This window comes from Pseudosporangium ferrugineum (assembly GCF_003002065.1).
Classification (GTDB): Bacteria; Actinomycetota; Actinomycetes; order Mycobacteriales; family Micromonosporaceae; genus Actinoplanes; species Actinoplanes ferrugineus_A.
The window spans coordinates 114,230-126,269 of the sequence record NZ_PVZG01000001.1; the positions used below are offsets into that span (position 1 = coordinate 114,230).

The following is a 12,040-nucleotide window of genomic DNA, read 5'->3' on the forward strand; positions in this document are numbered from 1 at the left end:
ACCGCTCACCACTTCATCCCCCTCATGCGGCCGCAATGCCGTCAGCGTTGCGGCTGTCGCCTGGAAGACGCCGGCTGCGCCTTCATAGTCTCCTGCCCGGCCCGCGCGGCGGCGTCCTCGTTGATCGCCATCGCCACGCCGAGGCTGTTCGCCAGCACGATCAGCAGATCCTTGTCGCTGTCGGTGAACACCTTCTGCCGGGGGTGGTCGACCGAGAGCATTCCGAATGATTTCTTCCTGGTCCGCACCGGGACGAACATGAGGGACCGGTAGACCCGTTCCTTCGCGTTGTAGACACCCCGCGGCGGATTCGACCGGATGTCCGGATAGAGCTCTATCCGGGTCCCGTTCGTCATTTTCAGGACCTCTTTGTCCTCATCGCCGTTCGCGCTGCAGAATCGCTCTCTCGGCGGGTCGTTGCGGCCGCGGTGCTTCTCGCGGACGAGGCATTCGCCGGACCGGTGAGGCCGGTGATTACTCAGCAGATAGAGCGCTGCCCGGGTGTCCGCGTCGCCGCAGGTCCGGGCGCTGTCCAGCACGACCGCCTGGAGGTGGCCCATGGCCTTGCTGCGGCTCTCCACGTCGGGGGCGAGGCACAGGTCGTGCAGGGTGTCGATCAGCGGCGGGGCCACCTTGCCGAGGGCGGAGTCGAGCCGGTCGGCGGCGGCCGTCGCCGCGGCCTTCAGCTGCCGCTGCACCAGATAGGTGGCAACCGCGACGTAGAGCGCCGCCACGGCGGAGGCGGCGGCCCATTTCCAGCGGTCCGCACCGCTCGCCTGGCTCGCCGCGGCGGCGAACAACGGCGTCGCGGCGGTCGCGGCGAATCCGGACAGCCGCAGCAGGTGGGACAGCCGCGTTTCGCGTTCCGCACCAGGCACTGCTGCCTCCAGCCCGCCATCCGGCTTACGGCTCAATCGTAGCGAGACCGGTGAGGCCCGTTCGCGAATCGCGGACTTCACCGGGTCGGCGGCACGACAGAACGGCACCAGGAATGGCGTGAAAGGAACGCGACTCTAGGTCGCCGGGCGGAAGCTGTCGAAAATCAATTGGAGATCCTTGCGCGCGGCGGCCCAGGCGCGGTCGGGGGTCTGCCAGTAGATTCCGTACGCCTGGTGCGCCGAGGTCACCACGCCGCGGTTGTTCACGTGCTGGCGGGTGTTGCTGCCGTTGAAGGTGTACTCCCAGTCGGCGGCCTTGCGGAAGTAGGACACCTCGCGGATGTGGATCTCCTTGTAGCCCGGGAACTCGCCGGCCCCGACGCGGTGGTCTCGCTTGCCGCGCCAGTCCGCCACCGGGTCCCACTTCGGCTCGTCGGTCTGGTCGATGCCGAGCGTGCCGCCTCCGCGCGGGTTGCGGAAGTAGACGATCGAGCCGTCCCGGGAGCGGTTCCAGCCCTCGGGCACGTACAGGGCGAAACCGGTCGGGTCCCGGTAGTCGCGCCAGCCGGACGGGCGGGGCGGCAGGACCCGGCCGGTGTTCCTGACCGTGGTCTTCGCCGGTGGCTTCGCGGTCGCCCGCCCGGGTCCGGCGTTCGCCGGCGACGACCCCGGTGCCGAGGGTACGGGCGCGGGCGCCGCCGGGGCCGTGGTGGCGGTGGTGGCCGGCGGCTCCTGCGCCCGGGTGCCCGATCCGGGACCGGTACGGGTCGCCAGCCGGAAGATCAGCGCGCCCGCGACCAGCACCGCCACGATCACCGACGCCAGCAGCACGAGCCGCCGGCGCCGGCGCGGGCCGGTCAGGTCGGTCGGGCCGGCGGGGTCGGTCGGCCCGGCGGCGGTGGGGACCGTGGGGCCGGTGGGGCCGGCGGCCGGCTCCGGGGCGGGCTCGTCGCGCGGGGGCGGGGCGCTCCCGGCGAGCACCGCGCGCAGGCGCCGCCGCGTCTCGGCGATGTCGATGCGCTCCGCCGGGTCCTTGCGCAGCAGCCCGTCGAGGACCGGTTGCAGCGCTCCCGCCCGTACCGCCGGATCCGGTTCGTCCGCGGCCAGCGCGGTCAGCGTGCCCATCGCCGACGGGCGGGCGAACGGCGAGCGTCCCTCGACCGCGGCGTAGAGGGTGGCGCCGAGCGACCACAGGTCCGACGAGGCCTCGGCCGTGCCGTCGGTCGCCCGCTCCGGCGACATGTACTGCGGCGAGCCCAGCACCACCTCGGAGGTGGTGGTGATGACGCTGTCGCCGTCGATGGAGGCGATCCCGAAGTCGGTCAGCACCACCCGGCCGTCGTGGCCCAGAAGCACGTTCGCCGGCTTGACGTCGCGGTGCCGTACGCCCTTGCGGTGCGCCGCCTCCAGCGCCGCGACCAGCTCGAGGCCGATCTCCGCGGCCCGTACGGGGGTCAGCGGCCCGTCGTCGTGGATGACCTCCTGCAACGAGCGGGAGGCGACGTACTCCATGACGATCCAGGCCCGGCCCTCGTCCTCGAAGACGTCGTAGACCTGCGCCACGTTGGGGTGGCTGAGCCGCGCCGCCGCCCGTGCCTCCTGGAGCATGCGCCGGTGCACCGAGTCGCGCTCGCCGGCGACGAGGTCCTCCGGCAGCACGATCTCCTTGACCGCCACCTCGCGACCGAGCACCTCGTCCCGGGCGACCCACACCTGGCCCATGCCGCCGGCGCCCAGCGACTCGCCCAGCCGGTAGCGCCCCGCCACCCCCACCGGTCCCGCAGTCATGCGGGCCGATATACCCGGCGCCGCCATCCGTCACACCGATCCGGCCCGGCGATGGTCCGGGCTAAGGTTCGCGGCGTGGATGACCTCGCGTACGCCCGCGCCCGCGTGACGGAGCTCGGCGCCCGGTTCTGCCTCACCTTCGTCAAGGGCGTCGGCGAGCGCGCCGCGCTGGACCGGATGGGCGCGTACGAGGACACGGTCGCCGAGCGCACCGGCGCGCGGCTGGACGGCCACGCCGCCGCGGTGGACCTGGGCCGCTGGACGGTGGTGATCGAGCCGGGCGGCGCCGAGGGGTCCGACCACGTGCTGCTGGAGGCGGTGTCCCGGGGCACTGAGGCGATGTCGGTGCTGCGCGACGACAGGGCGTCACCCCGGTTCACGTACGCGGTCCGCGGCGGCACGGCGGTGGCGTTCGATCCGGCGTACCCGGCACCGGAGTTGACCTGGGGTTCCGACCCGGAGCTGCTGCGGCATCTCATGGGGGCGGTGGGGCTGCGGGAGCCCGGCGGCGAGGACGAGGAGACGTGGCGCGACGCCGAGGCCCGGGCCCTCGTGCTCGCCCAGCGGCTGACCGGCGCCCGCCTGCCGGAGGATCCGCTCGGCCCGCCCCGGCTGTCGGCGCGGATCGAGCCGTGGTTCGTCAGCCCGCCGCGCCCGGCCGATCTGCTGCGCCCCGGTCCCCGCTTCGCGGCCCTGTTCGCCGCCGCGGAGCAGGCCACCGACGAGCGGAAACGTGAGGTCGCCGCGGCAGAGATGCGCCGCCGCGCCGCCGCCGTGGGCGTGGCCGGTGCCCCGGGCCTCGACGCCGCCCTGGACCGGGCGGCGCGCGGGGGCGGGGAGCCGGTCGCGGCCGGCTCCCCGCTGGGCCGCCAGGTCCGCGAGTGGCTGGACGCCCCGGAGGAGAAGGGCCTGCGCGCGTTCGCGATCGCGCTGCGGGGCGTGCTGGACCGCGACGCCGACGTGGCGCTGCGGGCCGCGCTGAGGCCGCTGCGCAACGCCGGCGCCGGCCCGGACGAGGCCGTGACGGCGCTGGTCGCGGCGCTCAGCGCCCGGTGACCGGCCCCACCGGCACATCACCGCGCGGAGCCCCCCTGCCGGCCGGTGCCGGGCAGCTCGGCGCGATACGAATCGCCGACCGCCTGCTGGGCGGCCCGCTCGACGGTCGCCCAGTGCGCCTCGCGAGCCGTCGCGTCGACCGGTTGCTCGTACTCGGGCATCATCCCGGTGCGGCCGTCGAGCTGCTCACGCAGGATGTCGGCGTGCCCGGCATGCCGGGCGGTCTCCTGCAGGACGTGGACCATGACGGTGAACAGTGTGACGTCGGGCCGCGACCACCACGGCACGTGGCCGGGCGCGTCCAGGGGAAGCTCGTTGATCGTCGTGCCCGCGTGTTCCCAGGCACGGTGATAGAAGCCGATGATCTGGTCGCGGGTCTCGGCCGGGTTCGCCCACAGGTCGCTGCCGTCCGCGTCCTGCCATCGTCCCAGCGGCTGGGGGAACGGACGGCCGAAGACCTCGCCGAAATACCACGCCTCCACCGTCGCCAGGTGCTTCACCAGTCCGAGGAGATTCGTTCCCGTCGTCGTCAGAGGACGCCGGACGTCGTACTCGGACAGGTCATCGAGCTTCCACACCAGCGCCTGACGTGTGGACTCGAGCCGGCGGTGCAGGTGGTCCTTCACGAGATCGTCGAGCACGGACACGAGCCTGCCATCCGAGGGCGAGCGGGGCGACCCCGCCCCGGGTCGGCGGGTGGTCGGACTTCGGTCCGTCAGCTCGACGGGACCTGCACGGCACCGCTGAGGATGCGGTAGCGGGCGCGCTCCAGGCCGTCGGCGTACGGCTCGATCGCCGCGTTCGAGGTGGCGTACCCGACCCCGTCGACCTTCAGGTCGTAGCGCTTCGCCCCGCCCGCCCGGTCGCCCTTGATGAACGCCTGGATCTCCTGGAAGACGCCGTTGTCGACCCGCTTGAGCATCGAGGTGAGGATGCGCTCCTTCACCGCGCCGGCGGCGCCGGCGTACTGGTCGGAGTCGACGCCGATGGCCCACGCGCCGGGGACGGCCGCCACCGCCTCGAGGGCGCCCTGCCCGGAGCCGCCCGCCGCGGAGTAGACGACGTCGGCACCACCGTCGAGCAGCGCCGCGGCGGCGGCCCTGCCCTTGTCGGGCGAGCCGAAGCCGGAGAAGTCCGGCGGCTTGCTCAGGTAGCGCGCGGTCACCCGGATGTCCGGGTCGACGCTGTGCACGCCCGCGGTGTAGCCGGCCTCGAACTTGTGGATCAGCGGCACGTCCACGCCGCCGACGAAGCCGACCCGGCCCGACTCGGTCGCCAGCCCCGCCGCGACGCCGACCAGGTAGGAGCCCTGCTCCTCGGAGAACAGCAGGGACACCACGTTCTTCGCCTGCACCGAGTCGTCGTCGATGATGGCGAACAGCGTGCCCGGGTTCTCCTTGGCGACCGTGCCGATCGCGCCCGCGTACAGGAAGCCGACGGCGATGACCGGGTTGCTGCCGGCCCTGACCAGCTCGCGCAGGGCGGCCACCCGCCCCTCGTCGTCCTCGGACTTCGTGGTGACCTCGGTCGCGCCGACGAGCAGTTCCTTCTTCGCCCGGTCGAGGCCCGCGCCCGCCGCGTCGTTGAAGCTCTTGTCGCCCCGGCCCGCGCTGTCGTACGCGATTCCGACGTGGACGCTCTCGCTGCCCAGCCCGGTCAGTGCGTCCGACGAGACGGTGACCGGCGCCGCCGTGCACGCGGACAGCGACGCGACCGCGGCGGCCAGCAGGGCGGCGGTGATCCTTCTGCGCATCTGCATCCTCAGTACCGGAACTGCCCGACCGCGTCGCGCAGGGTGGTGGACATGCGGGTCAGCTCGGCCGCGGCCTCGCGGGAACGGGCGACCTCGGCGGAGGTGGCCGACGTGGCGGCGGCCACCGCGCGGATGTTCTCGGCGATGCTCGCCGTGCCGCTGGAGGCGGCCATCGCGCCGCGGTTCATCTCGCCGGTCGTGGCGGTCTGCTCCTCCACCGCCCCGGCGATGCTGGTCTGGTAGTCGCTGATCCGGCCGATCACGCCGCCGATGTGCCCGATCGCGGTCACCGCCGCCTCGGTGTCGCCCTGGATCGCCCGGACCAGGCCGTCGATCTCCTCGGCCGCCCGGGCACTCTCGTGGGCCAGGTCCTTGACCTCCCCGGCCACCACCGCGAAGCCGCGGCCGAGCTCGCCGGCCCGGGCCGCCTCGATGGTGGCGTTGAGCGCGAGCAGGTTGGTCTGCGCGGCGATGCTGGTGATCAGCCGCACGGCGTCGCCGATCGCCGACGACGAGGAGCCCAGGCTCGCCACCGTACGGTTGGCGGTCTCGGCGGCGGTGACGGCCTCGGCGGCCACGCCGGCCGCGTCGGTGGCGTTGCGCGAGATCTCCTGGATCGAGATGCCCATCTCCTCCGAGCCCGCCGCCATCGTGTCGACGTTGCGGTTCACGTCCTCCGCGGCGCCGGCGACCAGTTCGGCCTGCTGCGAGGTGTCGCCCACCGCCCGGGCGAAGGCCGCCGAGACGGCGTCCAGCTCGGCGGACGTACGGGTCAGCGCGTCGGCCTGGGTGGCGACGTCGGAGACGATGGCGCGTACGGACCCGACCGCCTGCCCGAGCGCGGTGGCCATCTGCCCCACCTCGTCGCGCCACGCGCTGGCGGGCGTCTCGGTCAGGTCCCCCTCGGCGACCCGGCGCAGGGCGTCGCGGGCGGCGCCGACGGGACGCACGATGCTGCGGGTGACCACCGCGGCGGACGCGGCGCCGAGCAGCAGGGCCAGCGCGGTCGCGATGCCGATGGCCCACTGGGCGCGCGTCGCGTCGTCGGCGGACACCTGGACGGCCTCCACGCTGCGGTGGTCGACCGAGGCGGCGAGCTTCTGCGCCGATACCATGATCCGGTAGTAGCTGTTCCAGCTGTCGTACATGGCGATCTGGTCGGCGTTCCACAGCGCCTGCGGCGTGCCCGGCTTGTACGCGGCCACGAGCTTGTCGTTGACCGCGACGTACGTGCCCAGCTCCTTGCCGACCTGGTCGAACAGGGCCCGCTCGGTGCCGGTGAACGCCCCGGCATCGACGCCGTTCAGGAAGGCCCGGAACGTGTCCCGCTCCTGCTGCCAGGCCTTGTACGCAACCGAGTCGCCGCCCAGCGCCCGCACCGCACCGAGCCGGTAGATGTCGTTGATGTAGCTGGACTGCCAGCCGTTCAGCGTGGCGGCGTGGGTCTTGATCTCCTGCGCCTGCCGGGTCAGCACCTCGAGGCGCCGCACGTCGTTGGCGGAGCCCCGCTGGTCGACGATGGTGGCGAAGGCCATGGCCGCCACGCCGAGCAGCAGCACGAGAACCGCGGCGAACGCGCCGGAGAGCCGGGCGCCGATGGTGAACCGCCGCACGTGGTCCGTCCCTCCGGTAGATGGCGGGCACAGCCGCCGGTCGTCCCTTCGATCGACGCGCGGACCGGGTTCCTGAGCGATTCCGCGGCCCGGCGTCCGGCTGCGGGTGATCCTGCGTGCCACCCGATGCACCGGACGCCGGTCGCCGCCGGCGGAATCTCCTCGTCGAGGACGATCAGCCGTTGCCGCAGATCGCCCCGGCACCGGCGATGCCCAGCACCGCGATGGCGTTGCCGCACACGTTCACCGGGATGTGCACCGGCACCACCACGCTGTTGCCGTTGAGCACGCCGACGTTGGTGTCGCCGTCGTCGTCGTGCCCGTACGCGCTCGCGGGGCCGGCGGTGAGCACGAGCGCCGCGGCGACCGTCCCGGCACCGAGCAGCAGGCCCTTGACCAGCTTCATGTCATACCTTTCGTCGTTCCGACATTGCAGGACTCACCGTAGTGATCAAATCACCGCATGTAGCCGAAACGACGCAAATGTCCGCTTCCGATTCGCCGGCCGAGCGCGACCCGGCGGCCGGGTGCTCGACCGGCTCCTGCGCCCCTGCTGATCATCTGCTACCGTCGGCTCAGGTCATGAGCGCCAGCGACAAGCCCCGGCTCGCTGGCCGGCAACCCTTCCGTTCGCGATGGGGTGCCCCGGGTGAGGACCGGGCCGGCGTCGGCACCGACGCGGGCAAGCGCGGACCCCGGGCGGGGTCCCTGACCTCGCGGAGGTTCCTGTGACCCTGTCTCTGCACCACGACCCGCGGCACGAGCTCGACCACGACCTCGACGTGGTCGGCGACGACACCCCGGTGCGCCTGACCACCGGCGAGACCGTCCGCTTCGCCCATCTCGACCACGCCGCCTCGGCGCCCTGCGTGCGCGCCGCCGCCGACGCCGTGCGCGACCTGCTCCCCTTCGCCGGCAGCGTGCACCGCGGCACCGGCCTGCGGTCCCAGACCTCCACTCTGGAGTACGAGCGCGCCCGCGACCTGGTGGCGTCGTTCGCCGGCGCGCGCACCGGCGACAGCGTCGTCTTCACCCGCAACACCACCGACGCGCTGAACCTGCTCGCCCGCGCCCTGCCCCCGGGTACCACCACCGTCGTCTTCGACGGCGAGCACCACGCCAACCTGCTGCCGTGGCCGCGGCAGCTGCGCCTGCCCTGCCCGGACAGCCCGGACGCGGCCGTCGCCGCGCTGCACGGGGCGCTGCGGACCGTACGCGGCCCGGCCCTGCTCGCCGTCACCGGCGCGAGCAACGTCACCGGCGAGGTGTGGCCGGTGCGGCGCCTGGCCGACGTGGCGCACGCGTACGGGGCCCGGGTCGTGGTCGACGCCGCGCAGCTCGCTCCGCACTCTCCCGTCGACCTGACCGCCCTCGGCGCGGACTACCTCGCGTTCTCCGGCCACAAGCTGTACGCCCCCTTCGGCGCGGGCGTGCTGGCCGGCCGGGCCGACTGGCTCGACGCGGCGCCGCCGTACCTGGCCGGGGGCGGCGCGAGTGGCGTGGTGGGCGACCGCGCCGGCGAGGTCACCTGGGTCCGCGGCCCGGCACGGCACGAGGGCGGGACCCCCAACCTGCTCGGCGCGGTCGCCCTCGGCGCCGTGTGCGCGGCGCTGGGCCGGGCCGACCGTGCGGCGCTGCACGCCCGCGAGCAGGAGCTGCTGGCCCGCCTGCGCGAGGGCCTCGCCGGGGTGCCCGGAGCCGTCGAGGTCAGCGCGTTCGGCGGCGCCGTACCGCAGCTCGGGATCGTGTCGCTCGCCCTGGACGGCCACGACCCCGCCGCGGTGGCGGCACACCTCGCGGACCGCTACGGGGTCGGCGTACGCGCGGGCCAGTTCTGTGCCCACCCGCTGACCCGCCGCCTGACCGCCTCGGCGCGCGCCGCCGCCTGCGGGTCCGGCGCCGCCGGGCTGCTGCGCGTCAGCTTCGGCCTGGGCACCCGCGACGAGGACCTCGACCGCCTGACCCGCGCCCTGGCCGAGACCCTGTCTCAGGGGGAACTCCGGGGCTGATCCCGATGCCGGCCGGGGTGGCCGGCGACCACCATGGAGACATGAACGCCTTCTCCGACTCCATGACCCGACAAGGCCTCGTCCGTCCCCGCCACGGTCGCATGCTCGGTGGTGTCTGCGCCGGGCTGGCGCGTCGCTTCGGGCTCGACCCGTGGCTCACCCGCCTGCTCTTCGTGCTGGTGCTGCTGGTGATCCCCGGCAGCCAGCTGCTCGTCTACCCGCTGCTGTGGATCCTGATGCCGGCCGAGCGGCCCGCGTACGCCGCACCGTCGTATCCCGCCTGACCGCGGCGGGCACCGGCTTCGCACCCGGACGGTAGGGTGCGGGGTCGGTGTGCCCGCGACGTGAGGTGAGGGATGGATGAGCCGGCCCCTGCTCCCCGGTGACCCGCGCCGGCTCGGCCGTTACGAGGTGCTCGGCCGGCTCGGCCAGGGCGGCATGGGTGCCGTCTATCTGGGCGCCGGGCCGGACGGCCGCGAGGTCGCCATCAAGATGGTCCGGCCGGAGTTCGCCGACGACCCCGAGTTCCGGGGCCGCTTCCGCAGCGAGGTGAACCGGGCGCAGCAGGTGCCGCCGTTCTCCACCGCGGAGGTGCTCGACGCCGACCCCGACCACGAACCGCCCTACCTGGTCGTCGAGTACGTCGACGGTCCCAGCCTCGCCGCGGTGGTCCGCGAGCGGGGACCCCTCGGCGGCGCCGCGCTGCACAGCCTCGCCGTCGGCATCGCCACCGCGCTCACCGCCATTCACGGCGCCGGCGTGATCCACCGCGACCTCAAGCCCGCCAACGTGCTGCTCGCCCGGGGCGGCGTCAAGGTCATCGACTTCGGCATCGCCCGGCCGCTCGAGGCCACCAGCCGGCACACGGGCACGAACCAGATGGTCGGCACGGTCGCGTACATGGCCCCCGAGCGGCTCGAGCCGGGGCCCGGGCAGACGGCCGGCTTCCCGGCCGACATCTTCGCCTTCGGCGCGGTGATCGCGTACGCGGCGACGGGCCGCACGCCGTTCGCCGCCGACTCCGCCCCGGCCACCGCCATGCGGATCCTGACCGGCGCACCGCAGCTCGCCGGGGTGCCCGCCGGCCTGTACGACCTGGTCCGCCGCTCGCTGGCGCGGAACCCGGCCGACCGCCCCACCGCCCGCGACCTGCTCGACGCGCTGCTGTCGGGCTCCCCGCCGGCCGCCTCGCCGCCGGGCCCGGTCGCCGAGCCGGCGGTGCCGCCGGCGCCGCCCGGCCGGCCCGGGGAGCTCCCGGAGGCGTGGCACACCCCGCCGGCCGCGCCGCTACCCGCCCCGCGTCGCCGGCGCGGGCGGCTCGTCGTGGCGGGCGCCGCCGTGCTCGCACTCTGCGGGGTCGCCGGCCTGCTCGGCCTGCACCTCGTCAACAAGGGCGGCTCCCCGCCCGTCACGGTCGCCGGTTCGGCCTCGGCGGTCCCGGCCCGGCCGTCCGCGTCGGTGGACCCGGTCCGCAACACCGCCGCCATCCTCACCGGCAGCCGCCGCACCCTGCTGCACATGGCCGACATCGACCGCGACCTGGCCCTGCCCGCCGACGGCCCGGCCCGGGCGTCCGGCGGCACCGGGCCCGACGCCCTCTTCCGGCTGGAGTCGTACGGCGTCGACTTCCTCATCAAGGCGGTCCGCCCCGACGCCCAGGGCCGCGAACGCTGCCTCGGCGTGAAGGTGGTCCCGAACCGCTCGGCGTCGCTGGTCGGCACGGACTGCTCGGCCACGAAGGCCACCGTCTTCTCGATCTCGGCGGAGGGCGGCAAGGACGACAAGGGCCGCCCGACCTACACCATCGCCAACGAGGAGTACGGCATCGTGCAGTGGAGCAAGAGCGACCGGGAGGTGTACGTCGAGGAGGCCGGCGACTACCCGAACTCGGTCCCGTTCAGCTTCGTCGACCGCGGCCCGGCCTGACCCCCGGGTGACATGCCGGTGAAGGCCTTGCGGCCGCCCGCCGGCTGTGATCGCCTCGCAGGGTGGCCTCCGCGCAGCCCGGGGGCGCCGTCGAGAGGAGCAGGTCAGTGTGCACCGAGGAATGCCTCCGCCAGGCCCGTACCGCCCGGGTGAGCCGCCGGGCGGCGCTGCTCGGCGCGGCCGCCGCGGGTGGCGGGCTTGCCCTGTCCGCACCGGCGTCCGCCGCGGCCCCGGCCGCCCCGCTGACCGGCCGGCGCCGCGGCCTGCAGGACCTGACCTACCCGCTGACCACGTCCTTCCCGTCGTTCGCCGACGGTGAGGAGGCCCGCCGCCGCACCTACGTGACGATCGAGGAGGACGGCTACTACATGCAGGAGTGGCGCCTCGTCGAGCACACCGGCACCCACGTGGACGCGCCCGGCCACTTCACCCCCGGCGGGCGGCTGTCGACGGAGCTGACCCTCGACGAGCTGATCGTGCCCGCCGTGGTGGTGGACATCGCGGCCAGGGCCGCCGGCGACCCCGACGCCGAGGTCACCGTGGGTGATCTGAGGGCCTTCGAGCGACGGTACGGCCGCATCCCCCGCGGCGCGGCGGTGCTCATGCACTCCGGGTGGGGCGCGAAGGTGGGCTCGGCCGCCGCCTACCGGGGTACGGACGGCGACGGCGTGCTGCACTTCCCCGGCTTCGGCGCGGACGCCTGCGAGTGGCTGCTCGAGAAGCGGGCGGTCCGCAGCCTGGGCGTGGACACCCTGAGCATCGACCCCGGCCGCTCCGAGGACTTCCCCGTGCACGTGACCCTCACCGGCGCCGACCGGTACGGCCTGGAGAACCTGGCGAACCTCGCGTCGATCCCCCGTCACGGCGCGACCGTGGTCGTCGGGCTGCTGCCGTTCGAGGAGGGTTCCGGCGGCCAGGCCCGGATCTTCGCGACCTGGTAGGCGGCACCCCGGACGGGCGAACCGGGCGCTCCCGGCCGCTCCCGGCGAGCCGCCCGGGGCGATCGCGGCTATCCTC

At 74.3% G+C, this 12,040-nt stretch carries 11 protein-coding genes and 1 riboswitch; of the genes, 5 read left to right on the forward strand and 6 right to left on the reverse strand.

Annotation, left to right across the window (positions count from 1 at the left end):
* Positions 1-41 precede the first annotated feature (41 nt).
* Both CLV70_RS00540 and CLV70_RS00545 read right to left on the reverse strand, forming a co-directional pair.
* Positions 42-878 (reverse strand): GAF domain-containing protein, encoded by an 837-nt coding sequence (locus CLV70_RS00540; RefSeq protein ID WP_106124318.1) that lies wholly within the window; start codon positions 876-878, stop codon positions 42-44.
* A gap of 135 nt (positions 879-1,013) precedes the next feature.
* Positions 1,014-2,666, reverse strand: a complete 1,653-nt coding sequence (locus CLV70_RS00545; RefSeq protein WP_106124319.1) for a serine/threonine-protein kinase — start codon at positions 2,664-2,666, stop codon at positions 1,014-1,016.
* A gap of 75 nt (positions 2,667-2,741) precedes the next feature.
* Here CLV70_RS00545 and CLV70_RS00550 point away from each other — a divergent pair, with 75 nt between their 5' ends.
* Positions 2,742-3,722 carry a DUF6461 domain-containing protein gene (locus tag CLV70_RS00550; RefSeq protein WP_106124320.1) on the forward strand — a complete coding sequence of 327 codons (981 nt, stop codon included), beginning with the start codon at positions 2,742-2,744 and terminating at the stop codon, positions 3,720-3,722.
* A 17-nt stretch (positions 3,723-3,739) separates the two neighbouring features.
* On the opposite strand, the gene CLV70_RS00555 is transcribed toward CLV70_RS00550, so the two are convergent.
* From CLV70_RS00555 to CLV70_RS00570, 4 genes are all read right to left on the reverse strand, one after another.
* Positions 3,740-4,363, reverse strand: a complete 624-nt coding sequence (locus tag CLV70_RS00555; protein ID WP_106124961.1) for a DinB family protein — start codon at positions 4,361-4,363, stop codon at positions 3,740-3,742.
* A gap of 74 nt (positions 4,364-4,437) precedes the next feature.
* Complete coding sequence (locus tag CLV70_RS00560; protein ID WP_106124962.1) at positions 4,438-5,475, reverse strand: BMP family lipoprotein; 1,038 nt, start codon at positions 5,473-5,475, stop codon at positions 4,438-4,440.
* Between the two features lie 8 nt (positions 5,476-5,483).
* Positions 5,484-7,088, reverse strand: coding sequence for a methyl-accepting chemotaxis protein (locus CLV70_RS00565; RefSeq protein WP_106124321.1), 1,605 nt, complete (start codon positions 7,086-7,088; stop codon positions 5,484-5,486).
* 175 nt (positions 7,089-7,263) lie between these two features.
* The gene (locus CLV70_RS00570) at positions 7,264-7,494 is read right to left on the reverse strand and encodes a chaplin family protein (protein WP_106124322.1); all 231 of its coding nucleotides are present in this window, start codon (positions 7,492-7,494) and stop codon (positions 7,264-7,266) included.
* A gap of 172 nt (positions 7,495-7,666) precedes the next feature.
* Positions 7,667-7,783: riboswitch (SAM riboswitch) on the forward strand.
* Positions 7,784-7,870: 87 nt separating this feature from the next.
* Here CLV70_RS00570 and CLV70_RS00575 point away from each other — a divergent pair.
* The 4 genes from CLV70_RS00575 (at position 7,871) to CLV70_RS00590 (ending at position 11,964) form a co-directional block, all read left to right on the forward strand.
* Positions 7,871-9,097 (forward strand): aminotransferase class V-fold PLP-dependent enzyme, encoded by a 1,227-nt coding sequence (locus tag CLV70_RS00575; RefSeq protein ID WP_106124963.1) that lies wholly within the window; start codon positions 7,871-7,873, stop codon positions 9,095-9,097.
* A gap of 41 nt (positions 9,098-9,138) precedes the next feature.
* On the forward strand, positions 9,139-9,381 hold the full coding sequence (locus CLV70_RS00580) for a PspC domain-containing protein (protein WP_106124323.1): 243 nt from the start codon (positions 9,139-9,141) through the stop codon (positions 9,379-9,381).
* 76 nt (positions 9,382-9,457) lie between these two features.
* The gene (locus tag CLV70_RS00585) at positions 9,458-11,023 is read left to right on the forward strand and encodes a serine/threonine-protein kinase (protein ID WP_106124324.1); all 1,566 of its coding nucleotides are present in this window, start codon (positions 9,458-9,460) and stop codon (positions 11,021-11,023) included.
* Between the two features lie 107 nt (positions 11,024-11,130).
* Positions 11,131-11,964: a cyclase family protein gene (locus CLV70_RS00590; protein WP_106124325.1), complete on the forward strand. Its 834-nt coding sequence runs from the start codon at positions 11,131-11,133 to the stop codon at positions 11,962-11,964.
* The last annotated feature ends 76 nt before the right edge of the window (positions 11,965-12,040 follow it).

Bases quoted from the DNA above. Each gene is read 5' to 3' on its own strand.
- CLV70_RS00545 (WP_106124319.1), bottom strand. From the start codon at position 2,666: ATGACTGCGGGACCGGTGGGGGTGGCGGGGCGCTACCGGCTGGGCGAG.
- CLV70_RS00580 (WP_106124323.1), top strand. From the start codon at position 9,139: ATGAACGCCTTCTCCGACTCCATGACCCGACAAGGCCTCGTCCGTCCC.
- CLV70_RS00570 (WP_106124322.1), bottom strand. From the start codon at position 7,494: ATGAAGCTGGTCAAGGGCCTGCTGCTCGGTGCCGGGACGGTCGCCGCG.
- CLV70_RS00560 (WP_106124962.1), bottom strand. From the start codon at position 5,475: ATGCGCAGAAGGATCACCGCCGCCCTGCTGGCCGCCGCGGTCGCGTCG.
- CLV70_RS00585 (WP_106124324.1), top strand. From the start codon at position 9,458: ATGAGCCGGCCCCTGCTCCCCGGTGACCCGCGCCGGCTCGGCCGTTAC.